We start from the raw sequence: 25,486 nt of genomic DNA on the forward strand, positions 1-25,486 counted from the left end.
GCCTTTTTCATATGGAGGGCAATATGGAATATAAATTTATTGAAATCAAAAATAAAGATAATTTAAAAATTCGTGGCGTGTTAAATTATAATGGTGAAGTGGACAATAAGAAGATTATTTTAATTCTACATGGATTTACAGGCAATAAACTTGGAAATTCCTTTTTCTATGTTCGCATGAGCAGGGAGTTTGTAAAGAGGGGCTACAAGGTGTTTAGGTTTGACTTTACTGGCTCAGGAGAATCGGAAGGGGACTTTAGTGACATGACCCTTAGCTCTGAAATAGAGGACCTAGACTCTATTATGAACTATATTAATGGTCTTGACATAGCAAAGGACAATGAAATTTATATAATGGGCCATAGCATGGGTGGACTTATTGCAACACTTACTGCGTCAAAATATAATCCAGACAAGATGGTGTTACTGGCGCCGGCAAATAATATGCTGGACCTAATTGAAGATAAGATTAGGGAGTTTGATAGAAAAGAAAATAGAAAAGTGGAAAGCTATAAACATCTTGGCATGCTTGTAAAGAGAGAGTTTATGGAGGACTTAAAGAAGTATCATCCAATTGAAAAGGCGAGGGAATATAAAAATCCTGTGTTGATTATGTTGGGAGACAAAGATCCAATTATTACTAAAAAGATTTGCGAAGAAACAAAAAATTCCTTTGGAGAGGAAGCCACGTTAAAAATAATTAAAGGCGCCGACCACAGCTTTGTGGACTACGACATTAGAACTGAAATGATAAAAGATATAATAGAATTTTTCGAATAAAAAACCAAGTCGAAAGACTTGGTTTATCTATTTTCCTTTATTGTACCTTGTTTATATGCATCCAGTAAATTTGTTAGGTCATTTATCTTTTCTTCCATAATTGGTCCCTTGTCCGTATCCTTTACCAAAAGCCTTTGAGGAAATCTTTCGGTGATGTATAACTTTGGTGTATAGGCGCCGTGAACCGACTGCATAACTTCATAGTTGCTATGTTCTGCAAGGGCAAGGTAATGTGAGTTATAGATTAGGGTGTAGCCTGCAATGCCCGTAGTTGGTTGGTAGGCCTTTGAGATACCACCGTCTATTACATACATCTTTCCATTTGCAGAGATTGGTTTTTGTCCGTCTTTGTACTTAACAGGTATATGTCCATTTATAATGTGACCACATTCTGGATCTAAATCAAATTCCCTTAATATCCTATCAACATGGTCTTCTTCTTTGCTAAGTGTAAAGTAAGGGTCTGAAATCTCCTTACTAATAGGAAGCTTTCTACCGATAAAGAAGTTTTCAAATGTAGACATCTTATGCTTTCCAAATAGTGGAGAGATTGGTCCACACCACATATACCAATACAAATCCAGTACCTTTTCCCTCTCTTTGGAGTAGTATGAACGTGGTATATATGAAGCTTCCCTTGCTTTTTTATCGAAAAAGTCCATTAAACTTCTTCCTGAGTAGTATTCATTGTCATATTTTAAAACTCTAAAGGCTCCATCTTCATTCATTGGAACGCAGCCATGATAAAGAAGGTTTTTATTTGTCACCTTGTACACAGAGCCCTTGTCTAATAAAAATTTCAAATGCTCCTGCATCTTTAAACTATGTCTAAAGGATGTATTTAAAGCTTCAATAACTTCCACTTCCCCTTCCGTTAATTCGTAAGGGTTCTTAGGGTCAACTGTTGGGAAGTTTTTATCTAGCATTGGATACTCCTTGCCATCTTCAGCCTTGTAAATTCCCTTTTCAAAGTCTACAAAGTTAAAAGATTTTCTTCCTTCCATGGCAAACTCAGGGTTTCTGTCAATGGCTTGCCCTTCCAGCTTAAACTGAATTATGGAAATTGCCTTGTGCATCTTTGCAGTGGCATATTTATTTACAGAATAGAACTTGTTTTCATCTACAATCTTTGGCATAAACACTTCACAAGGATCTTCTCTATAGGTTTCCATTGCAAAAGAGTATAGAGGTCTTAGGTTTATACCATATCCATCTTCAAGGGAGTCAAAGTTATTATAGCCCAGGGCAATTCTTACAACACAGGCAACCAGTGGTCTTGACCCAAGGGCTGCACCCATCCAGATGATGTCGTGGTTACCCCATTGAATGTCCACATTTTTATGTTCCATCAATACGTCCATAATAATATCGGGACGAGGTCCTCTGTCGTAGATGTCCCCGACAATGTGTAGAGTATCTACAGAAGTGTCTTGAATGATGTGACAAAGAGTTATGATAATCTCCTTTGACGCATGGATTTCTATTATAGTGTCCACAATGGTATCAAAATATTCTTGCTTGTTTAGTTCCACATAGTCAATGTGGAGCATCTCGTCAATTAAATCCTTATAAACTGCAGGCATCTTACCACGAACCTTGGTCCTTGAGTACTTTGAAGTAACCATCTTCAAAAGGTCCAAAAGCCTTACAATGGTTGCCCTTATCCAATCGTTTGTAAACTTTCCAGACTTAATCTTCAAAGTGATAAAGTTTTCCGGTTCATAAATAAGGTTTGCCAGCTCGTTCATCTCTTCTTCAGCCATTTGGTACTTAAATTTTTGAGAAATCTTTTGTCTTAAGTTTCCAGAAGAAGACTTCAATATTCTTGTAAAAGAAGTGTACTCACCATGCAAATCTGAAAAGAAGTACTCAGTCTCTTTTGGAAGTACAGAAAGAGCCTTTAGCCTTACAATTTCACTTATGGTGTCTTCCACTGTAGGATATTCCTTTGAAAGTTGCTTTAAATATTTTTCGTAGTCCATATACTCCTCCTGCTTATATAATATATAATAATGAGAATAAAATAAAGTGCATTAATGAAGATTGGAAGAAAAATAGTGAAATTTTGCCAAGAAATATGATAAATGTTAAAATATAAGGAAGTTATATAGATGTTTTAAATATAAAAAAGTGTTTTTATTAGTTTGAAAGAGGAGAAAAAGTTGTTTAAAAAATATTTCAAGATTTTGGGCTACATAGGTCCTTACAAAAAAAGACGAACATTTATTATTATCCTAAGCTCCATTGCAATGATTGCAGGATGCTTTCTTCCATTTTTAATAGGTAAACTTGTGAATATGATAAATTCTGGTGTCGAACTGGACGAGATAATCGGCTTTGGTATTAAGGCTGGAATCGTTTCGATAGTAGCTGCCATATTGGAGTCTCTTCAGTATTACAACTGGCATATGTATGCTGTAGAGTACATAAATTATTTTAGGAGTTTGACTTTAAAAGCAGCTCTAGGAAAAGATATATCATACTATAGAGGAAAGCAAGAGGATTTTTCCACAAGAATTCTAATGGACGCTTCGATGATAGCAAATGATATAAGTGTTGGTTTTCCTGTTTTAATATTGAATGTTTTAAATCTCTTAGTTGTGTTTGGATTCATGTTCTATATGAATGCAAAGTTGACTTTGATTCCACTTTTTGTGGTCCCCATATTCATTGTCCTATTTCATTTTATAGACAAGGGGATTAGAGAGAAGTCAAAGACCGAAAGAAGACAGTTTTCTGAACTCTCCGATATGATTAAAGAGTATCTTGACGGAATTTTTGATATTAAAATTAATAAAAAAGAAGAGTACTTCATAAATAAATTTTCAGAGGATATTTCAAAATATACTTCAACGGAAAAGAAAATAAAATTGTACACAGCTCTGTCCTATGGAGTGAATATGATTGTGAAAAACCTCTTACCCATATTGGTGTTACTCTATGGTGTTATTCTTGTGAGCAGGGGAGAGCTTGAAATAGGTTATCTATTTGCATTCTATACCTACTTGGGATTTTTATATGAACCAATGTCTAATCTTGTGGATTGGTATACTTTAATAAATGTTTCTCTGGGCATGAGCGATAGAATTTTAGATTTTTTAGAAACAGAAGAAAATAATTTTGAAGGAGAAAAGATAGACAAGATAGAAAATATTAACATAAGAGATTTGAATTTTTCCTATGATGATGAAAAAACAATTTTAAATGATATAAATATAGATTTAAATAAAGGAGATGTGCTTGCTGTAGTTGGCCCTTCTGGATCGGGCAAGTCAACCTTTGTGGAAATACTTTTAAAGATTTGGAAAAATTATCATGGAAATATAAAAGTGAATGGAGTTGAACTGAAAGATATCGACAAGTCTGCATTTTATGATCAAGTAGCTGTGCTTGAGCAAGAACCTTTTATATTTTCTGGGACGATTGAAAATAATATTGCATTTGACTCTATTAATCCAAACTTAGAAAATATAATTCCAAGATCCAATTTAATAAATATAATTGAAAGCAAGGGAGGTCTTGGAGCTAAGATACTAGGAAGGGGAAAGAATCTCTCTGGTGGCGAAAAACAGAGAATAGCCTTGGCTAGGGTTTTATTTAAAGATGCAAACTTAATTTTTCTAGATGAATTTACTTCTTCATTAGACCTTGAAAGTGAGAGGGAAATTGTAGAAAATATAGAAAAGTTAAAGGCAAAAGACAAAATGATTATTCTAATAGCACATAGGGAATATCCACTCAAATTAGCAAATAAAATTTTGAAACTGGAAGATGGTATGGGTAGGGTAGAAGAAATTGTATAATAAAAGGTAGTGATTTAAATGTCACTACCTTATTTTTATTCTATCCCAAAACTGTCGCCACATTTTCAAGCATTTCTATAATCGGCAGATCATATGGACATCTCTTTTCACAGATTCCACATTTAATACAGTCGCTGGCCTTTTTTTCAAAGCCATTGTAGCGGGACATTGCCCAGTCCTTTAGGTCGTACCTTGTGTAGTAGCCTTCCATTAAAAAGTTTGTCGGGATGTCGATGCCAGCGGAACATGGGGCGCAGTAGCCACATCTTCTACAGAAGTTCTTTCCAAGGCCCTTTGTAAATGAATCCAGTTTTGAAATCTCTTCTTCGGTTAGTGGTTCTAAATTGTTTCCCACTGAACAGTTTTCTTCTATCTGTTCTATTGTATCCATTCCAGGGATGGCACAGGTTACATTTTCGTTATTCAAAACGAATTTCAAACATTCCTTTCCCATGGGGATGGCACCTCCCGCAAGGGGTTTCATAATTAAGACGCCGATATTTTTTTCCTTTGCCCTTTTAAATAATTCCTCTCCCTGTGTTTCAACAAAGTTATATGGAAATTGGATGGTGGAAAATTCATCTGTTTCTAAAAGCTCACTAAGGATGTCCACATTGTGACTTGTGATTCCAATTTCTTTTACAATGCCCTTTTTCTTCATTTCTTTTATTGCTTCTAAGGCGCCGCCTTTGCCAAGTAAAATATCCATGTCCTTCTTCTTGCTCACATTGTGAAACTGAAATAGATCTATGTAATCAACTTTTAAATTGTTCATGCTGGTGGCAAGTTCTCCTAAAACCCCTTCTGAAGTTCTTGCCATAGACTTGGTTGCAATGTAAAACTTGTCCCTTCCCACAACTTCCAGTGCTTCTCCAATACGGGTTTCGCTGTCGTTGTAGCCCCTGGCTGTGTCAATAAAGTTTATTCCCATATCTAAACATTTTTCCAAAAGTGTAGTTGCATCCTTCTTTGAAACATTTTGTATTGGTATGCCTCCAAGGCCAACAATTGAAATTTCAAATCCGGTTCTTCCTAAAACTCTTTTTTCCATAATTCCCCCTATTTTTATAAAAAATTATTAAGTTTTCTACTTATTAATATATCATAAGTGGCTAAAAAATACTTTATTTAGCCCTTGGTAAGGCTTTCAAACGAAAATAAAATAAATTTGTGTAAGTCCTACATATTGGGTATACTTTAATTATGCATTTTAAAAATATACAACATGTAGTAGGAGGGAAATTGTGAAAATAAAAAAGAGAAGCGGCGCTATTGTGGATTTTGACGTTGAAAAGATAATTGTTGCCATGAACAAGGCATTTATATCGGTGTCAAAGCCCGTTGAGAGAGAAGAGCTTGAAAAGATGGCAAATCAGGTTTGTGACAAGATTAATTCAAACTTTTCAAAAAATCATGTGGTAACTGTGGAAGAAATTCAAGATATTGTAGAGATTGTATTGATTGAAAATAAATATATAGAGGTTGTAAAGTCCTACATTCTTTATAGAGCCAGCCACCACAGGCTGAGAAAGACTTTGGAAGACTTTGCAGAATACTTTGACGAAGATGTATTAGATATTATGAAGGGAGTACAACAGGACTTTAAGGAAGATGTGTACGACCTACAGTTTTTATTTAACAAGTTCTCTTCATTTTTAACAAGGGATATGTCAGAAAGGCAACTGCTTGATGTACTTGTAAAGGCATCTTCTGAACTAACTTCAAAGGAAGCGCCTAAGTGGGAATATATTTCTGCAAGATTTTTAGCCCACAGCATCGAATTAAATATAAAAGTTGAAGAAGAAAAAATTGGAATTAATTCCTTCTATGAAAAGATAGACTACCTAACAAAGGAAGGTCTATATGGAGAATATATTTTAGAAAATTACACTAAGGAAGACATTGACGAACTTGAAAGCTATATGGACTTTTCAAGAAATTATAGATTTAACTTCTCTGGCCTTGACCTATTGAAGTCAAGATATTTAATTAAGAGTGGGGAAGGGATAATCCTTGAAAAAATCCAAGAGATGTTTATGGGAATTTCTATGCACTTAGCAATGCTTGAAAAGGAAAAAATATTTTATGCAAAGAAATTTTACGATATTTTATCAAAACTTCAAGTTACTATGGCAACGCCAACAATGTCAAATGCAAGGAAGCCATTCCATCAACTTTCATCCTGCTTTATAGACACGGTGGACGACTCCCTTGATGGAATATACCGTTCAATTACAAACTTCTCACAGGTTTCAAAACATGGTGGAGGAATGGGACTTTACTTTGGTAAGGTTAGAGCTGTTGGCTCCGACATAAGAGGATTTAAAGGAGTTGCCGGCGGTGTAATCAGATGGATTAAGCTTGCAAATGACACGGCAGTTGCAGTGGATCAGCTTGGTGTAAGACAAGGTGCATGTGCAGTTTACCTAGACGTATGGCATAGGGACATGCCAGAGTTCTTACAACTAAAGACAAATAATGGTGACGATAGGATGAAGGCCCACGACATCTTCCCTGCAGTTTGCTATCCAAATTACTTCTGGGAACTTGCCCGTGACGACATAAACGCAAATTGGTATATGTTCTGTCCACACGAAGTTAAAACCATAATGGGCTATAGCCTTGAAGACTATTACGGCGACGAGTGGGTGAGAAAGTATCACGAATGTATAAAGGAACCTCGCCTTGAAAAGCGTGTAATGACTGTAAAGGACATGGTAAGATTAATACTAAAATCTGTTATTGAAACTGGAACGCCTTTTGTGTTTAACAGAGACGCGGTTAATAAATACAATCCAAATCCTCACAAGGGCATGATATATTCATCAAATCTTTGTACGGAAATTTGCCAAAACACATCTGAAATAAAATCTGTTTCAACTGAAGTAATTGAAGTTGATGGAGAAGAGATTGTTGTTGAAAGAACTAAGCCGGGAGACTTTGTAGTATGTAATCTAGCTTCCCTTGTGCTTGGAAATATCGACCTTAAAAATGAACTGGAAGATGTTGTAAGTACAGTGGTTAGAGCTTTAGACAATGTTATAGATTTAAATTACTATCCTGTTGAATATGCAAGAATTACAAATAAAAAATATCGTTCACTAGGACTTGGTACTTCAGGGTATCACCACGCCATGGTTAAAGATGGTATAATGTTCTCAAGCGAAGAGCATATTAAATGGGCAGACAAGTTATATGAAGATATAAACTACTACGCTGTAAAGGCCTCTGCAGAAATTGCATCTGAAAAGGGATCCTACCCTTACTTTGAAGGTTCCGACTGGGATAGTGGAGACTATTTCGAAAAGAGAAACTACAAATCTGAAAGATGGAATGAACTAAGGGACTATATTGGCGAAAATGGAATGAGAAATGGATATTTAATGGCTGTTGCACCAACGGGATCAACATCAATAATCTCTGGCACAACTGCAGCTGTGGACCCAGTTATGATGAGATACTTCCTTGAAGAAAAGAAGGGACAAATCCTTCCAAGGGTGGCACCGGACTTAAGCCCACAAAACTTCTGGCTATATGAAAATGCCCACGAAGTTGATGGCCAGTGGATAATACGTTCTGCAGGAGCAAGACAAAGACATATTGACCAGGCACAGTCGGTAAATATCTATATCACTTCCGAGTACACAATGTCCATGCTCTTAAGGCTTTATATACAAGCTTGCGAAGAAGAGGTAAAGACAATTTACTATGTAAGAAACAAATCACTTGAAGTTGAAGAATGTGATTCATGTGCATCTTAAGGAGGATTAGATGGCAAAATTAATTAGAAAGGCACTATTTAACGAAAACGGCGACATAGAACTTTCAAAAAGAAGAATGATTAATGGTAACACCACCAACCTAAACGACTTTAATAATATCAAGTACCCATGGGTTAGTGACTGGTACCGTCTGGCAATGAACAACTTCTGGATTCCAGAAGAGATAAACCTAAACCAAGACGTGAAGGACTATAGAAAGCTTGACGAAAACGAAAAGAGAGCCTACGACAAGATACTTTCATTCCTTGTGTTCCTAGACTCAATCCAAACTGCAAACCTACCAAATGTTTCAGAGTTTATAACTGCAAACGAAGTGAATCTATGTTTAAACATTCAAACATACCAAGAGGCAGTTCACTCACAATCTTACTCATATATTTTGGATACTGTTTGTTCACCGGAAGAAAGGGACGAAATACTTTATCAATGGAAGGACGACCCACATCTACTTGCGAGAAATAAATTTATAGGAGACGAATACAACGACTTCTACGAAAATAGAACAAAATTCAACTTGGTTAAGACTTGCTTTGCAAACTTTATACTTGAGGGAATCTATTTCTATTCAGGATTTATGTTCTTCTACTCCCTTGGTAGAATAGGCAAGATGCCGGGAACAGTTCAAGAGATAAGATATATTAATAGAGATGAAAACTCACATCTATGGCTGTTTAGAAATATAATTCAAGAGCTAAGAAAAGAAGAGCCTGAAATTTTTACAGAAGAAAACAATGCCTTCTTTAAAGAGATGATTAAGAAGGGCGTTGAAGAAGAAATAGCTTGGGCAGAGTATGCAATTGGAGACTCAATCCAAGGGCTAACTATGGAAATGGTGTCAGGATATTTGAAATATCTTGGAAACTTGAGAAGTAAGGCGGTTGGACTTGGAAAGATTTACGATGGACATGACAAAGAACCAGAGTCAATGACATGGGTAAGCGAATATTCAGATCCAAACTTCGTAAAGACCGACTTCTTTGAAGGAAAAGTTTCAGCATATTCAAAGTCATCAGTAATAGAAGACGATTTATAGAATAAAGGAAAAAGAAAGTCTGTTGTGGTTAAACTGCAACAGGCTTTTTATTGTACTTATCTAGTTTTTAAGTTATATTAATTATAGAAATTAAAATATGGACAGGTGATTTGATGAAGGACATAGGTGAAGAAAAAAATTTAAGCATAATGAATTTGAATATTTCAAATGATTTCAATGACATATCTTCATATGACTACTGGAAGAAGTACAGGGAGTTTTATGAAGAGATTTCATCTGTCTTAAAGGACAATATTAATAAGACTTTAAAGAAGTTTGTGGTTACAAATTATTCTGCCATACCCTTGGATGTTTTAAGTTTTATTGTTGAAAACTTTCCCATATTTGAAGAGGGAAATATAAAAAGTGAAATAAAAAAACTTCCAAACTTTGAAGTCTACGACATAGCGGACTTGTCCAACAAAGAGAAGTTGGACTTTTATAAGACGAGGATGGAGATATACTTTTTACTTAAGAAGGGTTCCCTTAACTTTAATGAATATGATATTAGATTTTCCCATGGGGCAAAGCTAAACCACAAAGACAGGGATCTACTTGGACTAAAGGCGTCTTTCTTGACTTTGAAGGATATTGAAAGGGAAGAGGACTTTTCACATTTAAAGACCTTTTTAGAAAGATGGGAGTTTCCAAATTCAAAATTTTATGAAAATTATTTAAAACTCTTGGAGGAAAAGAGTACGGAAATTGATTTTGAAGATGTAAGTGTGGACCACTTGCCACTATATTTGGAAAACTTTTTAGAAGGCTATGTGTATTACAATGCAAAGGAATATGACACAGCCTACGAAATATGGCTTGAAGAAAGGGATAAAGACCCTCTTACAAAGACGAAGAAGAGATATATTTCAAGGATTTATGAGTACCTGTCAAATAATCTGGTGGACTTTTTAAGGGAAGAGGGAATTTTAAATGACTATGTGCATATTCCCGTTAAGTTTTCAGATATAAAAAGGCGCAGCGACTACGCTAGGGAGATTTCAAATTGGAAGGAAGCTCTAAACTTCAATTTGCTCTTGGAAGAACCTAGCCTAAAGGATGAGGTTTTAAATTATCTTCGTGAAAATTACAAGGTACTTCCAAAGGAAGTTGTTGAGTATATTATAAGAAAAGTTCCAATTGCTCCTTACGAAAATGTTTCAAAGGAAGAGTATGATGACATTGTGAATCTTCCAAATTTAAATTTCAAAAATCCAAATATCATCGAAGAAGTTGAAGAGGAGTTTTATAAAAAGAGATATGACTATTTTGAAAAGATTTTAAGGGGAAACTTTTCATCGGACTACGATGGTCTAATAGAATATGGCTTTGATTATTCAACGGAAGTTATTAGAGTTTCTGAGCTAATAGCAGGGGAAGTTTGGAATGAAAGGGAGTTTAACTTTAAAGACGCCAAGGGAAAAATAGAGGATATGAGATCCTTTGAAGATGGTAGCACCATAGAGTTTTATAAAATATATATTAGGGCCTATGAAGAAAATTCTATTTCAAAAGAGGATATGGATACGGTACTAAATATAAATCGTGAAGAGCTTGTGGTACCGCAGTTTCTATACGACTTTATTATGGCAAATTTATATAAGATTTATGGCGACAGGGAAGAAACTAAAAAGTATGTGGAGAAACTTCCTGATGAGTTAAAGGGCAAGTTTAAAATATCTATGCCAATTAAGAAGGGCTTTTTTAAAAATATTTTCAAAAAATAAGGGAGCAATCCCTTTTTTATTTGGAAAAAATATTTGCCCTCATATGATATAATTGTATCTATGTGGAGGGAATATGAGAAAGGCGATTTATAGAGAGTATAGACCAAAGACCTTTGACGAAGTTCTGGGACAGGAACAGGTTACGGAGGTTTTAAAAAATCAAGTTAAAAACAATTTAATATCCCATGCATATATCTTCTCCGGAACAAGGGGAACGGGAAAGACCAGCTGTGCAAAAATCTTGGCAAGGGCGGTAAACTGTCTTAACCCACATGACGGATCACCATGTAATGAATGTGAAAACTGCAAGATGATTTTAAGTGAAGAGAGTTTTGACATAGTTGAGATGGACGCGGCGTCAAATAGACGTATTGAGGACATTCGAAACCTTAGAGACAAAGTAATCTTTCCGCCGGCAAATCTTAAGTACAAGGTATATATTATAGACGAGGCCCACATGATTACAAATGAAGGATTTAATGCCCTTCTAAAGATTATGGAGGAGCCACCAAAACATCTTGTGTTTATCCTTGCAACTACAGAAATTGAAAAAATTCCTCAAACCATTCTATCCCGTTGTCAACGATTTGAGTTCAACAGGATGGATTCAAAGTATATCATTGAAAATATAAAAAAGATTACAAATGACCTTGGTGTTAAAATAGACGAGGAGTCTCTGGTAGAGCTGGCAAATGAAGCAGACGGCGCCATGAGAGATGCCCTTTCAAACTTGGATCAGGTTTTATCCTTAGGAAAAAAAGAGATTACCATAGATGACCTTGTAGTGGATCTTGGCCTTGCAGATAGAAGAAAGATTTTTTATCTGGTGGAAAAGATAATTGAAAATGACTACAAAAAGAGTCTAAAGCTGTACCGAGAAATAACAAAGGACAAGGTAATTGCAGGGGTTTTCAAAGATATACAAAATCAGTTTAGAAACCTACTTTATATTAAAGAAGGACTAGATGACTTTGTGGAAGAGACAGTTGAGTCGAAGAAGCTTTTGAAAAAGCAAAGCGAACTGATATCCACAAATAGGATTGTGGAATCTTTAAATATACTTTTGGATTACGAAGTAAAATTAAAAAACACTCAAAATCCAAATATACTTGGAGAAATCCTTATAGGAAGGCTCATTGACTACTACGAACCAAAGGAGGACTCAACAAAGATAAAGTTCTTAATGGAGAGAGTGGAAAGCCTTGAGAAAAAGTTAGAACAACTTAAGGACAGGCCGGTGTATGTGAGCAAAAGTTCTAGTGTAGAGCCTGTTGAAGATGTAAAATTACCGGTTCAAGAAGAATCTTTAGAAATTGAAGCAGAAGTAGACCCAGAACAGGAAACTGAAGAAACTTTTGACGAAGTTAATGAAGAATTAGAAAATATAGATAGTTCTGAAGTTTTAGAAGAACCAAAACAAATCCCTGACAAAAAATATAGAGAAATTGAAAACTGGGATGAACTTTTAGAAAATATCCCTGGCAAAATGCTTGCAGGTTTCGTGGACTCAGCAACCCATAAATTTATTGATGGCAAGAGGGTCTCCATATTATTTAGAAACAAAGACACAAGAATGGGCATGATAATAAATAATAGGGAGAAGGTTGAAAACGCAATAAAGAAGACATTGGGCAAGGACTTCAAACTATTTATTGGCCTTGAAGAGGACTACGAAGATCTGGCAAAGAAAAGAAGAGAAGAGAATATAGAGACGCTTAAAAATGTCTTTGGAAAAGAAAATATAGATTTTATATAGGAGGATTATTATGGCAAAAAGAGGTGGATTCCCAAGAGGCGGAATGCCAAACATGAACAATATGATGAAGCAAATGCAAAAGATGCAAAAGGATATGGAAGAGGCTCAAGAAAAGGTTGAACAAACTGAGTTTACTGCATCTGCAGGTGGTGGAAGCATAGAAGTTACCATGAATGGTAAGAGAGAAGTTGTATCTGTAAACATAGACAAAGAAGTTGTAGACCCTGATGATGTGGAAATGTTACAAGATCTATTAATGGTTGCAGTTAATGACGCACTAAACCAAGTTAATAACGCAACTGAAGAATCCATGGGTAAATTTACCGGAGGTTTAAATATTCCGGGATTATTTTAGGTGATTAAATGGCACTATATCCAAAAGATATGGAAGAGCTAATACTTAAACTTTCAGCTCTTCCTACAATAGGTAGAAAATCAGCAAGAAGACTTGCCTTTAAAATAGTTGAAATGGACGAGGCGGAGGTTCTAGACCTTGCCAAGACCTTAGTAAATGTAAAAGAAAATATAAAGCCGTGTAAGGTTTGTGGAAATATTACAGATGGCGACCTTTGCGACATCTGTAGCGACGACAGTAGAGATAAAACTACGATTATAGTTGTGGAAGATAGCTCCAATATAATCTCCCTTGAAAAAGCCAGAGAGTATAGAGGACTGTACCATGTAATAGGTGGACTATTGTCGCCAAGAAATGAAATTGGTCCAGAGAATTTAAATATAGACTCATTAGTTGAAAGAGTAAAGACGGGAGAAGTAAAAGAAGTTATACTTTCACTGTCCTCAACAACAGACGGAGAATTTACATCGGGACTGATTTCAGAAATATTAAAACCATATGGCGTAAAAGTTACAAAGATTGCCCAGGGTATACCAATAGGAGTAAGCCTGGACTACTTTGATGAAATGTCAATATTTAGAGCGATTGAAGATAGAAGAGAGATATAATCCCTCTTCTTTTTATTTCCTTATTGTTTTCAAATTTTTATAAACTTTAGGAAATAATATTCTACAACATTATTATTTCTAATTTTAGAGGCAGGAATTGGTAGTAAAGCTAAGGCTTTCCCTTTTTGTGCCTTACGGCAAATGATGTATCTCGTACATCTTCTTCATAGAAATGTTAATCTCTCCGTGATGTCATGTTGAGCGAGCGAGAATGGTATAATGAAATCATATACATCGCTAATGACAGACTAAATGATTTGCTGGCTCTTAAATTCTAGTTTTTTCAAAGAACCCGTCAAGGATCGCTTCGCTTTTCTCCTTGACAGAACCTTTAGAAAAAACTTCATAACAATTAAGAGCAAATCATTTTAATTACAAAATAGAAGGGAAAATTAAATGTCAAAATTAAAAAGAAGAACATTCTCTCAAGAATTTAAAATCAAAATAGTACAACTTAAGCTTTTAGGAAACATGAAAACATCAGAAATATGTAAAATGTATGACCTAGATAGACAAACAATCCATAGATGGGTTGATGAATATAATAAACATGCTGAAATAGGAATGTCTGGAAAAGGAGTAGTTCCAGGACGAGATCTTGAAATATATCAAAGATTAAAAGAACTTGAAATGGAGAATGAAATATTAAAAAAAGCCGAGGCATACTTTGCGAAGAAGAAGATAAGATAGTAGACTTTGCGGTGGAACATCTAACAGAATATCCAGTGCGCATAGTATGCCGAGTATTGAATATTAATGAGCAAAGATACTACTACAGAAGAAAAAACCCTAGGAAACCAAGATATACTGAAGAAGAAAAAAATCTAGTTAAAGAAATGTTCATAAAGCATAATAGAAGCTTCGGAAGAAGAATGCTTAAAGTGTGTCTACAAAGGGATAATATAGTTTTTTCAGAGAAGAAAATAAGTAACATTATGAAAGAACTAGGGCTAGTAGGTAAATATGGTAGACCTAGAATAAAGAACGTATATACATGTGAAGAAACTAGTGAAAAATACGTATCAGAAAACATATATAACGAAATGCCAGAAGAAGAACAAGATAAAGTAAATGCTTGGGCAATAGACTTTACAGAACAAAAAACAGCTGAGAAAAAGGTATATACTTGTGCAATAATAGACATAAAAAGGAAGGTGCTTGTAGGAAACAAACAATCATTTAAAATGGATGCACAGTTTGCGGTTGACACATTAGAAGAAGCGATAAGAAAGTATGGTAAGCCAGATATGATACTTTCAGATAGAGGACCACAGTTCACAAGTAAGTTGTTTCAATCAACTTTAAAAGAAAATGGGATAATTAGCAGTATGTCCAGACCATATAGACCAGTAGATAATATATTCATAGAAACATTCTTTAAGAGCATGAAAACAGAAATAGGGTCAGTGAAACATTACACTGTAGAACAATACAAGATGATAGTAGAATATTGGACTAATTATTACAATACTGAAAGACCTCATAGTTCAATAGGATATTTGACTCCGCATGAGTGTTTTTATGGGAAGCAAAGTTTTTGTCATTAATTTTAAGAGATTTATTTGAAAAAGGGGTACCATTTTCAGCGACAGCGAGTCGAAACATCTCGTGAACTTTCTAAAAGAAAGTTCACGCTAAAGTTTCTTAATATGTTATTTTATAGGTTTAATCTAACGTCGTATGAATTTCAATTTGCTTTATATTGACAAATATTCAAAACAAGGTAATTATTTTTTAATGATGGTATAATAAATTTAATTAGAATAATTCTAAAACTTATATAAAGAAAGGAAGAAAAAATGTCATACCCTAAGCCCCTATCAGAGAAGTCAATTGAAAGACTTTATAAACAATCTGGATTATCAGAAGAATCTCGAGATTATTTAAATAAATTTTTCTCAGCATGTGCAAATCTCTATGGAATAATTGAACTTAGACATGTGTGGGAAGTGTTTAAGGGTTTAAAAGATAAGCCAAATCTTCGTAGAAAAGATATAGTAGAATTTGCAAAGATAGCAAGAAGAGAGGTTAAACCATATTATATATACAAATTTTGTGAGCTATTCATCGATGAAGTTGACGAAGATCTTAATATGTTTATAGTGTCGGAAAAGCTTGTAGGTCGTGGTTATGGAAAACATGCATCAATATATATTCTTCTTGAAGAACGTCACAATAAGCCATATGCAATGCCTAAAGATTTTCTTTCGTATGCAAATCCTAAAAAGACTCAGGAAGAAATTAATCTATATAATTTTCTTTCAAATTTAAAATCTACCGCTAAAACAATAATTGTTGATTATAAAGAAGAAATTCCAAATAAAAACAAAGGAAAGAAACTTTGTAAGTTCTCCTTTTTAAATTTACATGAACGCTTTGAAATAGATTATACAAAAAGAAAAAGTGAAAAAGAGTTCTTACGCCAAAAATATTCAGGAACAGAAGCGGAAAAGATTATGAGAAAAACAAATTATAAATTAAATATTGGTCATTTCAATCCATTAGAAATATTTGAACATATTACAGATGAACTCTCTGAAGTGGGAGTTGAATTGACAGTAAAACAATTTGAAAGACTTACAGAACTTTTTCAAAAGTACAACAACAATACTCGCATGTGGTGTCAAAAAGGCTGGAAGCCATCAGAACAAAGAGCTAACCTTGACCCTAATAATCCGCCTACTATCGCCGTAGGACCGGGAATAAGAGAAGCCATTAAAAATGGTACTATAGATAAAGAAGAATTTATTAGAGGGATTAGAGAACAAGGATTTGAAGTTGACTTTGATTTGCGATATTAGAAGTAAGAAGTGAAAAGTGAGAAGTTAGAAGTAGGAAGTTGGAGATTTATATTTCGCGGGTTAAAGTACGAGATTCTTCGACTCGCTCCGCTCGCTCAGAATGACATAGCGGAGTATTTTATTCCTAATTTACAAAAGGTGTCTTAGAGATATTCTGTAATAGAAGTGAGAAGCTAGATGTGAGAGGTTGGAAAGATGTACACATTTGATAACTCAAATGTGAGGTCGCCTTCTGACACTTTCTTTCAGAAAGTGAAACGAGATCGACATTTGACCTACAACGAAGACTACGTCTTCTGTTAGGTCAAGAATGCTTCGACTCGCGGATGACAGTACCGAAGGAGTTACATCCTTATATAGAAGCATTATGTGCCGTAAGGCACAGTAAGGAAAGCCTTAGCTTTCCTACCACTTTTTAAAAGGGGTCTTGGGGATATCCCCAAGTCGTTGGGAGGTAAAGGGGGTTTCCAAGGGGGAAAGAAACGTACGAAACGGTTCCTTTTTCCCCCTTGGTGGAATAAAAAGTGAAAATATATTAGAAATAAAAAAAGTCGTAGGGTATAACCCTACAAAATAAAAACAAAACAAAAGAAAGATAGCAAGGAAAGACATTTCCTTGCTTCTTCTTCACGGCTATGATATACTAAAGTAAATTAATATTGATGTTGAAAAGAAGTAGTAGGTAGGAATGCTTTTTAGAGAGTGGCCGGGTGGTGCAAGGTCATATGCTGAACTATTGAATCCGTCTTGGAGTCAAGCCAAATTAAGTGACATTTTGTAATTAGGGTGGCAACGCGGGTAATCTCGTCCCTTGGTGGAGCGGGATTTTTTTATTCCAAAATATTAGAAATTTTTGAAAAAAATAGCTTATTTGAGGAGGAGTTATGTTAGATATTAAGAGGATTAGAAATAACAAAGAGGAAGTTGTTAAGGCGCTTTCTACAAGAAGAGGAGACTTTCCAATTGAAAAGGTAATTCTTCTTGATGAAAAGAGAAGGGAAATCATAGCTGATGTTGAAAGCAAAAAGGCGGAACAAAATCGTATTTCAAAACAAGTGCCTATGATGAAAAAGGAAGGCAAGGACACTACTGAAATCTTTGCTCAAATGAAAGAGCTTTCAAATGAAATTAAGGAAATGGATGAAGTTGTTAATGACCTTGATGAAAAAATAAAAGAGCTTCTTCTTTCAATTCCAAATACTCCTGACAAGTCTGTTCCTGTTGGTGAGGATGACAGTGAAAATGAAGAGATGAGAACTTGGGGCGAACCTACAAAATTTGATTTTGAACCTAAGGCTCACTGGGATATTGGTACTGATTTAGGTATTTTAGATTTTGAAGCAGGTTCAAAGATATCTGGAAGTAGATTTTCTGTGTTTAAGGGAATGGGTGCAAAGCTTGAAAGGGCATTAATGAACTTTATGGTCGACCTTCATGTTGAAAAGCATGGCTACAAGGAAGTTTGGGTTCCTGCACTTATAAATAGAAAGTCAATGTTTGGAACAGGTCAACTTCCTAAGTTTGAAGAGGACATGTTCTATGTACCGCAAAAGGACATGTACCTAGCTCCAACTGCAGAGGTTCCAGTGACAAATTTACTTGCTGATGAAATTATAGACGGAGAAGAACTTCCGATTTACTACACTGCATACACTCCTTGTTTCAGAGCGGAAGCGGGATCTGCAGGAAGGGACACGAGAGGTCTTATTCGTAACCATCAATTTGACAAGGTGGAAATGGTTAAGTTTGTTAAGCCAGAAGATTCCTTTGATGAACTTGAAAAATTAACTGACAACGCAGAAGAAGTATTAAGACTTTTAAAAATTCCATATAGAGTTGTAAAACTATGTAGTGGTGACTTAGGTTTTAGTTCAACCATGACCTACGACGTAGAAGTGTGGATGCCAAGCTATGGAAGATTTGTAGAAATTTCTTCATGCTCAAACTTCTTAGACTTCCAAGCAAGACGTGCCAATATAAAATATAGAGATGAAAACAAAAAGGTTCAATACCTTCACACTCTTAATGGATCAGGCCTTGCCATAGGAAGAACCTTCGCAGCCATATTAGAAAATTATCAAAATGAAGATGGCTCAGTTACAATTCCAGATGCACTAGTTCCTTACATGAGAAACTGCAAAAAAATAGAAAAATAATTATGAAATAGTCCTTATATAAGGGCTATTTTCTTTGCAAAGACCTCCTTTGTGATATAATATAATATATTGTTATTGGGAGGAAATATGAAAAAGAGGATTTTATCATTAGTCTTAGCTTTTATGTTACTTGTTCCACAAGTTGCATTTGCACAGTCTCCACTTCACTTTGGCCCAAGAACCAAGGGATATATGATCTTAGACTACGATACAGATAGCTTTATAAGTGGAAACAACATGGACGAAGAAGTGTACATTGCAAGTATCACAAAGCTTATGACATATATAATAGTAAAGGAAAAAATTTCCACAGGAGAACTAAAAGTATCCGACATTGTAAAAATTACAAAGGACATGGCACAAGTACCAGGATCTTCAATGCATTTACAACCTGACATGGAAGTAACTGTAAATGATTTACTAGAAGGACTTATAGTAGTTTCAGGAAATGACGCTGCATACACATTGGCAGTTAAAGTTTCAGGAGACGAAAAGAGTTTTGTAAATCTTATGAATGAAAAAGCAAAAGAGATTGGACTTGAAAAGGCAAACTTTATAAACTCAACTGGCCTTCCAGAAGGAGACATAGAAAACTCCATGACAGTAAGAGATGTTTATAAAATGTCCAAATACGTTCTAGACACATACCCTGAGATTATTGAACTTTCATCAATGACAAGATATGTAAATACAAAATACAAAATAGATAAACCGACCACAATTCCACTAGTTGGCATAGAACCAGGAGTGGACGGACTTAAGACAGGGACTACAGACCTTGCAAAATACTGTGTTATTTCTACATTTAGACCATTAAAAAATGAAACCTTAAAGAATGAAAGATTTTTAGCAGTTATAATGGGCGCAGGAAGTCCACAGGACAGACAGAAAATAGTTGGAGAGATAGTAGACTATATTACAAGAAACTACGTTAACGGACCAATCATAGATAACGACAAAGTGTATCAAAAGATATATGTAAACTCAATCGACCAAGGATATATAGACATCTATCCAGAAACCGACCAAAAAGCTGTTTACGACAAGAACAACAACTTTATCGTAGGACAGAAATATCAAGTGACAGAAAGCGGACCTTTCAAAGCTGGAGACAAAGTCGGGGTATTGAATATTACAGGCAATAATGGTAAAGTATATGATGTTGACCTAGTTGTTAGACAAGATTACAACAAAGCCAGCTTTTCAGTTAGACTAAAAAGACTTGGCAGAGATGTACGTCTAAGAACAAAGAGTCTACTAAATATATATTAGCCCCCATAATTAAGCTGGATATAATACTCCCCTCCTAAGGGAGATTCACTGGTTCGAGTCCGGTTGGGGGTGCCAAGAATAAAAAAGCTCTTTAAAGAGCTTTTTTTAATGCAGAATTTTATTTGTGTTATGTAGGGCTTTACCCTACGACCTTTTTATTTCTAATATGTTTTCACTTTTTATTCCACCAAGGGGGAAAAGGCACCGTTTCGTACGGTTCCTATCCCCCTTGGAGAACCCCCTTTACCTCCCAACGACTTGGGGATATCCCCAAGACCCCTTTTAGAAAGTAGTTGGAAAGCTAAGGCTTTCCTTTCTGTGCCTTCGGCACTGTAAATATGTTGAACATCTTTTTTTGTACAAAGCCAATACACCTCGCCATGTCATTCTGAGCGTAAGAGAATGGTATAATGAAATCATATACATCGCTAATGACAGACTAAATGATTTGCTGGCTCTTAAATTCTAGTTTTTTCAAAGAACCCGTCAAGGATCGCTTCGCTTTTCTCCTTGACAGAACCTTTAGAAAAAACTTCATAACAATTAAGAGCAAATCATTTTAATTACAAAATAGAAGGGAAAATTAAATGTCAAAATTAAAAAGAAGAACATTCTCTCAAGAATTTAAAATCAAAATAGTACAACTTAAGCTTTTAGGAAACATGAAAACATCAGAAATATGTAAAATGTATGACCTAGATAGACAAACAATCCATAGATGGGTTGATGAATATAATAAACATGCTGAAATAGGAATGTCTGGAAAAGGAGTAGTTCCAGGACGAGATCTTGAAATATATCAAAGATTAAAAGAACTTGAAATGGAGAATGAAATATTAAAAAAAGCCGAGGCATACTTTGCGAAGAAGAAGATAAGATAGTAGACTTTGCGGTGGAACATCTAACAGAATATCCAGTGCGCATAGTATGCCGAGTATTGAATATTAATGAGCAAAGATACTACTACAGAAGAAAAAACCCTAGGAAACCAAGATATACTGAAGAAGAAAAAAATCTAGTTAAAGAAATGTTCATAAAGCATAATAGAAGCTTCGGAAGAAGAATGCTTAAAGTGTGTCTACAAAGGGATAATATAGTTTTTTCAGAGAAGAAAATAAGTAACATTATGAAAGAACTAGGGCTAGTAGGTAAATATGGTAGACCTAGAATAAAGAACGTATATACATGTGAAGAAACTAGTGAAAAATACGTATCAGAAAACATATATAACGAAATGCCAGAAGAAGAACAAGATAAAGTAAATGCTTGGGCAATAGACTTTACAGAACAAAAAACAGCTGAGAAAAAGGTATATACTTGTGCAATAATAGACATAAAAAGGAAGGTGCTTGTAGGAAACAAACAATCATTTAAAATGGATGCACAGTTTGCGGTTGACACATTAGAAGAAGCGATAAGAAAGTATGGTAAGCCAGATATGATACTTTCAGATAGAGGACCACAGTTCACAAGTAAGTTGTTTCAATCAACTTTAAAAGAAAATGGGATAATTAGCAGTATGTCCAGACCATATAGACCAGTAGATAATATATTCATAGAAACATTCTTTAAGAGCATGAAAACAGAAATAGGGTCAGTGAAACATTACACTGTAGAACAATACAAGATGATAGTAGAATATTGGACTAATTATTACAATACTGAAAGACCTCATAGTTCAATAGGATATTTGACTCCGCATGAGTGTTTTTATGGGAAGCAAAGTTTTTGTCATTAATTTTAAGAGATTTATTTGAAAAAGGGGTACCATTTTCTAAATTTTTGCAAAGCAAAAATTGAAGTCGAAGAATCTCAGTTGCTTTTCAATGAAAAGCAACTGTAAAAGTCTCCTGAATTGTTTTGTAAGGTAACCCTACAACCTTTTTACTTCTAAACAGTTTTATCTTTCTTTTCTTTCATATTAAGTTCATAATACTTTCCACGTTTTTTCATTAACTCTTCATGTTTTCCAATTTCTACAATTTTACCTTTTTCCAACACAATAATTTGGTCACAGTCTTTTATTGTAGAAAGTCTATGGGCAATAATAAATGAAGTTCTTCCCTTCATTAGGTTTTCAAGGCCCATTTGAATAAATTTTTCTGTCTCTGAGTCAATTGAAGCCGTTGCTTCGTCAAGTACTAATATCTTTGGGTCCATTAATATGGATCTTGCAAATGTTACAATCTGTTTTTCTCCTAGGGACAGTCCAACTCCTTCGCCATTTAAGTTACTATCAAGTCCGTCATTTAACTTTGAATACATGTAACTTCCACCGGATAACTTAAGTGCTTTTAAAATTTCTTCGTCACTATGTTCATATCCAAGGGCAATATTATCTCTAAGGTTTCCTTTAAATATAAAGGGATCTTGCAACACCAATGACATATGTTTTCTAAGTTCGCTGGAACGAAAATCTTTAATATCCCTTCCATCAATTAAAATCTTGCCGCTATCCACATTATAAAATCTAAAAATTAAATTTATAATGGAGCTTTTTCCAGAGCCAGTATCTCCTACAATTCCTGTTTTAGAACCTATTGGTGCATGAAAGTTAATGTTATGAAGAACGGGAAGTCCTTCAACATAGGAAAAGTTAACATCTTTAAATTCTACATCACCACTAACATCTTTCAACTTATTTTTTCCTTCATACTCAAATTTTTCATCTAAAACTTCTGTAATATGATGGGCAGAACCAAGGGCCTTTTCAAGTATATTCATACGTCTCAATGTATTTGTGATATTTTCATAGATGCTATTATTATATTGGATTAAAAGTAGCATAAAGCCAACTGTCATTACAGGGCTATCATTTAAAATTCCCTTGCCCACCACATACACAATAACAACTGTGGAAAGCATTCTCAAAAGGTCCGACAAGTTCCAAGAAAATAGCGAGTCAAACACTTCGATTTTAAGTCCAATTTTATAGAGCTTCTCGTTTTTTTCTTTAAATTCATCATAGGCTTCATCGGTCACTCCAAATGCTCTTATAATAAAAACTCCATTTAAGTTTTCGTTTAAATCTGCAGTTATCTTAGACCTCTTTTTACGATATCCAATGTGTAACTTTGCAGAATATTTATTATAGACCACAATCAATATAATCATAATTGGTACTGGAACACATAGTATAAGCCCGGCATAAAAGTCTTTGCTCATAACATATATAATTGAACCAATTATAAAACAGACTGAGGAGAATGCAGTGGCAAATCCATAGAAAAATATTTCCTTAACCTGGTCAATATCGCTAACCACCCTAGAGGATATTTTACCAACGGGAGTCTTGTCATAAAAAGATAGGGGAAGTTTCAAAGTGTGAAAGTAAAGTCTTTCCCTAAGGCTGTGGGCAGCCTTGTTTGAAGTTCTTTTAAGTTGCAACACCTTAACATAATCGAAAACATTGGTAAATAAAATTGACCCCATATACAAAAGAGAAGTTACAATAAAAGACTTTTTATTTACTATTCCAACCTTTGGAGAAATCTCCACATCAATTAGTTTCTTTAAAATAATAGGCGATAGAAGGCCTAAAAAAGTCGCCACTAAGGACAGGACAATTCCAAGGAATAAATCAAATCGTACATTGGAAAGAGTATCCAACATAAGTCGTCCAGTACCTTTTCGAAACTTCTTTTCATTATTTTCCATTTAATACCCCCTGACTCAAGGCCTGTTCATAAAACCATTTTTTATTTTTAATTAGGGTTTCAAAATTTCCTCTTTCAACAATCTTTCCATCATCTATTACAAGAATTTCGTCAAAATCTTTAATTGCACTTATCTTATGGCTTGTCATAACAACAATCTTATTGTTGAAACTAGATGAGAGATTATTTAAAATATTTTTTTCAGTATTGTTGTCAACGGCAGAAAGTACATCATCAAGCACAAGTAAATCAACATCGGTTAAAACTGCTCGTGACAGTGAAACTCTTTGTTTTTGTCCCCCGGACAAACTAACGCCAAGTTCACCACTTAAAGTGTCGATGCCATTGGTAAGATTTTCTAAATCTTTCTCAAAGTCAGAAATTTTTATGGCCTCCATTACACCTTCGCTATCCACATCTCGAAAGAATTTTATATTGTCCCCAATGGATTTACTAAATAAAAAGTGTTCTTGAGGCACATAGCCTATTTTCTTTCTAAGAGTATCAAAGTTAATTTCTTTAACAGCAACGCCATTAATATAAATTTCGCCACTAAAATCAGGGTACTCCCTTATAATCATACGAAGAATAGAGGACTTACCACTTCCAGTTTTTCCTACAACACCATATCTTTTGCCTTTTTCGAGACAAAGGTTAATTTCAGATAGTTTGAAACTGTCATTTCCAGGATAACTAAAGGAAAGATTTTTAAATTCCACAGAATCAATATTAGAAAGTTCAATGCCTTTGTCATATTCATCTTCAATTTCAATTAAATTTTCAACCCTCTTCAAACTGTTCTTTCCCGATTTAAAAATTATAATGCAGTCACTAATGGCAAAAGCAGGCCAAGTTAAGTACATTAGATACATGGAAAAAGTTACAAGGTCCCCATAACTAATTGAACCTTCCTTAATAAGTCTTGCACCAAGCACAAAAGAAACAACCGCCGCAATTCCAGAAATAATTTCAACAATTGGCATATATAAAGTGTTTATCTTTTGTAACCTAAGTTCCTCATCCAAGTTCTTATCAACCTTCTTCATAAACATCTTGCCCATAATAGAAGACAGATTAAAAGTCTTAATCACCTTAATACCGTTATAGGTTTCAAGTGCCGACTCATGTAAAGAGTCCATGGACTTCTTCAAAGAAAGATATCTCTTGTCATAATTTTTACTAACCAAAGTTATAAAATAAACCATAATAGGTAGGGCGATAAGAGGAACCACAGTTAAAATTGGCGAAATATTAAACATATAATAAAATACGAGGATGGGAAATAAAATCCCGTCCATCAAAGTCATAAGGCCATAGCCCGCCACATCAGCAATATTAGCAGAGTCTGAAGTAGCTTTGTTAATAATATCGGAAATTGGATTTACCTTAAAAAACCCCGGACTTTGGGAAAGGGCCTTAAAAAAGATTCGAACACGAACCTCACTGTCCACATAGTAGTAGTTTCTAAAGAAAATATAATTCCAAATTCCATTTGCTATGTAATTAAAAATCCCCACAGCTAAAATAATTAATGAATATTTTTTTATAATCGCTAGACTTAAGTTTCCAGACTCAATATAGCTAGTTAATGTTCCAATGATTTTTGGCAGTAATAAAGTTGTAAAAAGAGTTAATATTCCAATAACAAATCCAAAAATGATTTGCCATTTAAAAACTTTTACAAAATTAAAATACTTTTTTAAATCAGACATTTTACACCTCCAATAAAACTAGTATAAAACAATGTTGTAAATTAAGTAA

Annotated in this window: 19 protein-coding genes and 1 tRNA gene; 16 read left to right on the top strand and 4 right to left on the bottom strand. The window is 34.6% G+C overall.

What is annotated here, in order from left to right:
- Nucleotides 1–23: 23 nt before the first annotated feature.
- Complete coding sequence (locus tag L6651_RS07750; protein ID WP_237037370.1) at nt 24–779, top strand: alpha/beta hydrolase; 756 nt, start codon at nt 24–26, stop codon at nt 777–779.
- Nucleotides 780–802: 23 nt separating this feature from the next.
- Here L6651_RS07750 and L6651_RS07755 read toward each other — a convergent pair whose 3' ends face one another.
- Nucleotides 803–2,761: a fructose-1,6-bisphosphatase gene (locus L6651_RS07755; protein ID WP_237037371.1), complete on the bottom strand. Its 1,959-nt coding sequence runs from the start codon at nt 2,759–2,761 to the stop codon at nt 803–805.
- Between the two features lie 180 nt (nt 2,762–2,941).
- Here L6651_RS07755 and L6651_RS07760 point away from each other — a divergent pair, with 180 nt between their 5' ends.
- A complete protein-coding gene (locus L6651_RS07760; protein WP_237037372.1) occupies nt 2,942–4,582 on the top strand; it encodes an ABC transporter ATP-binding protein in 1,641 nt (546 codons plus the stop codon).
- A 40-nt stretch (nt 4,583–4,622) separates the two neighbouring features.
- On the opposite strand, the gene L6651_RS07765 is transcribed toward L6651_RS07760, so the two are convergent.
- Entirely contained in the window at nt 4,623–5,633 is a 1,011-nt protein-coding gene (locus L6651_RS07765; protein ID WP_237037373.1) for an aldo/keto reductase, read from the bottom strand.
- 193 nt (nt 5,634–5,826) lie between these two features.
- Between L6651_RS07765 and L6651_RS07770 the strand changes: the two genes are divergently transcribed.
- The 14 genes from L6651_RS07770 to L6651_RS07835 all read left to right on the top strand — a co-directional run bounded on the left by L6651_RS07770 (nt 5,827) and on the right by L6651_RS07835 (nt 21,807).
- Nucleotides 5,827–8,343 (top strand): ribonucleoside-diphosphate reductase subunit alpha, encoded by a 2,517-nt coding sequence (locus L6651_RS07770; protein ID WP_237037374.1) that lies wholly within the window; start codon nt 5,827–5,829, stop codon nt 8,341–8,343.
- 10 nt (nt 8,344–8,353) lie between these two features.
- Nucleotides 8,354–9,397, top strand: a complete 1,044-nt coding sequence (locus L6651_RS07775; RefSeq protein WP_237037375.1) for a ribonucleotide-diphosphate reductase subunit beta — start codon at nt 8,354–8,356, stop codon at nt 9,395–9,397.
- A gap of 113 nt (nt 9,398–9,510) precedes the next feature.
- Nucleotides 9,511–11,121, top strand: a complete 1,611-nt coding sequence (locus tag L6651_RS07780) for a hypothetical protein (protein WP_237037376.1) — start codon at nt 9,511–9,513, stop codon at nt 11,119–11,121.
- A gap of 73 nt (nt 11,122–11,194) precedes the next feature.
- Complete coding sequence (dnaX, locus tag L6651_RS07785; protein ID WP_237037377.1) at nt 11,195–12,877, top strand: DNA polymerase III subunit gamma/tau; 1,683 nt, start codon at nt 11,195–11,197, stop codon at nt 12,875–12,877.
- Between the two features lie 10 nt (nt 12,878–12,887).
- A complete protein-coding gene (locus L6651_RS07790) occupies nt 12,888–13,232 on the top strand; it encodes a YbaB/EbfC family nucleoid-associated protein (RefSeq protein ID WP_237037378.1) in 345 nt (114 codons plus the stop codon).
- 8 nt (nt 13,233–13,240) lie between these two features.
- The gene (recR, locus tag L6651_RS07795; RefSeq protein ID WP_237037379.1) at nt 13,241–13,840 is read left to right on the top strand and encodes a recombination mediator RecR; all 600 of its coding nucleotides are present in this window, start codon (nt 13,241–13,243) and stop codon (nt 13,838–13,840) included.
- Between the two features lie 396 nt (nt 13,841–14,236).
- Nucleotides 14,237–14,530: a transposase gene (locus L6651_RS07800; RefSeq protein ID WP_237036857.1), complete on the top strand. Its 294-nt coding sequence runs from the start codon at nt 14,237–14,239 to the stop codon at nt 14,528–14,530.
- Between the two features lie 11 nt (nt 14,531–14,541).
- On the top strand, nt 14,542–15,387 hold the full coding sequence (locus L6651_RS07805; protein WP_237036856.1) for an IS3 family transposase: 846 nt from the start codon (nt 14,542–14,544) through the stop codon (nt 15,385–15,387).
- Between the two features lie 252 nt (nt 15,388–15,639).
- Entirely contained in the window at nt 15,640–16,641 is a 1,002-nt protein-coding gene (locus tag L6651_RS07810) for a hypothetical protein (RefSeq protein ID WP_237037380.1), read from the top strand.
- A gap of 884 nt (nt 16,642–17,525) precedes the next feature.
- The gene (gene serS / locus L6651_RS07815) at nt 17,526–18,797 is read left to right on the top strand and encodes a serine--tRNA ligase (RefSeq protein WP_237037381.1); all 1,272 of its coding nucleotides are present in this window, start codon (nt 17,526–17,528) and stop codon (nt 18,795–18,797) included.
- An 87-nt stretch (nt 18,798–18,884) separates the two neighbouring features.
- Nucleotides 18,885–20,069, top strand: a complete 1,185-nt coding sequence (locus tag L6651_RS07820; RefSeq protein ID WP_237037382.1) for a D-alanyl-D-alanine carboxypeptidase family protein — start codon at nt 18,885–18,887, stop codon at nt 20,067–20,069.
- A tRNA-Arg gene (locus L6651_RS07825) sits at nt 20,069–20,144 on the top strand. Before L6651_RS07820 ends, L6651_RS07825 begins: the two co-directional genes overlap by 1 nt.
- Nucleotides 20,145–20,656: 512 nt before the next feature.
- Nucleotides 20,657–20,950 carry a transposase gene (locus L6651_RS07830; protein WP_237036857.1) on the top strand — a complete coding sequence of 98 codons (294 nt, stop codon included), beginning with the start codon at nt 20,657–20,659 and terminating at the stop codon, nt 20,948–20,950.
- An 11-nt stretch (nt 20,951–20,961) separates the two neighbouring features.
- Nucleotides 20,962–21,807: an IS3 family transposase gene (locus L6651_RS07835; protein WP_237036856.1), complete on the top strand. Its 846-nt coding sequence runs from the start codon at nt 20,962–20,964 to the stop codon at nt 21,805–21,807.
- A 152-nt stretch (nt 21,808–21,959) separates the two neighbouring features.
- On the opposite strand, the gene L6651_RS07840 is transcribed toward L6651_RS07835, so the two are convergent.
- A complete protein-coding gene (locus L6651_RS07840) occupies nt 21,960–23,726 on the bottom strand; it encodes an ABC transporter ATP-binding protein (RefSeq protein WP_237037383.1) in 1,767 nt (588 codons plus the stop codon).
- On the bottom strand, nt 23,716–25,437 hold the full coding sequence (locus L6651_RS07845; protein ID WP_237037384.1) for an ABC transporter ATP-binding protein: 1,722 nt from the start codon (nt 25,435–25,437) through the stop codon (nt 23,716–23,718). Before L6651_RS07845 ends, L6651_RS07840 begins: the two co-directional genes overlap by 11 nt.
- Between the last annotated feature and the right edge of the window lie 49 nt (nt 25,438–25,486).

It is taken from the genome of Mediannikoviicoccus vaginalis, assembly GCF_928097925.1.
Taxonomy (GTDB): domain Bacteria; phylum Bacillota; class Clostridia; order Tissierellales; family Peptoniphilaceae; genus Mediannikoviicoccus; species Mediannikoviicoccus vaginalis.

Coding starts and splice junctions, on each gene's coding strand:
- L6651_RS07750 (WP_237037370.1), top strand. CDS start 24: ATGGAATATAAATTTATTGAAATCAAAAATAAAGATAATTTAAAAATT.
- L6651_RS07755 (WP_237037371.1), bottom strand. CDS start 2,761: ATGGACTACGAAAAATATTTAAAGCAACTTTCAAAGGAATATCCTACA.
- L6651_RS07765 (WP_237037373.1), bottom strand. CDS start 5,633: ATGGAAAAAAGAGTTTTAGGAAGAACCGGATTTGAAATTTCAATTGTT.
- L6651_RS07775 (WP_237037375.1), top strand. CDS start 8,354: ATGGCAAAATTAATTAGAAAGGCACTATTTAACGAAAACGGCGACATA.
- L6651_RS07780 (WP_237037376.1), top strand. CDS start 9,511: ATGAAGGACATAGGTGAAGAAAAAAATTTAAGCATAATGAATTTGAAT.
- dnaX (WP_237037377.1), top strand. CDS start 11,195: ATGAGAAAGGCGATTTATAGAGAGTATAGACCAAAGACCTTTGACGAA.
- L6651_RS07790 (WP_237037378.1), top strand. CDS start 12,888: ATGGCAAAAAGAGGTGGATTCCCAAGAGGCGGAATGCCAAACATGAAC.
- recR (WP_237037379.1), top strand. CDS start 13,241: ATGGCACTATATCCAAAAGATATGGAAGAGCTAATACTTAAACTTTCA.
- L6651_RS07800 (WP_237036857.1), top strand. CDS start 14,237: ATGTCAAAATTAAAAAGAAGAACATTCTCTCAAGAATTTAAAATCAAA.
- L6651_RS07810 (WP_237037380.1), top strand. CDS start 15,640: ATGTCATACCCTAAGCCCCTATCAGAGAAGTCAATTGAAAGACTTTAT.
- serS (WP_237037381.1), top strand. CDS start 17,526: ATGTTAGATATTAAGAGGATTAGAAATAACAAAGAGGAAGTTGTTAAG.
- L6651_RS07820 (WP_237037382.1), top strand. CDS start 18,885: ATGAAAAAGAGGATTTTATCATTAGTCTTAGCTTTTATGTTACTTGTT.
- L6651_RS07830 (WP_237036857.1), top strand. CDS start 20,657: ATGTCAAAATTAAAAAGAAGAACATTCTCTCAAGAATTTAAAATCAAA.
- L6651_RS07840 (WP_237037383.1), bottom strand. CDS start 23,726: ATGGAAAATAATGAAAAGAAGTTTCGAAAAGGTACTGGACGACTTATG.
- L6651_RS07845 (WP_237037384.1), bottom strand. CDS start 25,437: ATGTCTGATTTAAAAAAGTATTTTAATTTTGTAAAAGTTTTTAAATGG.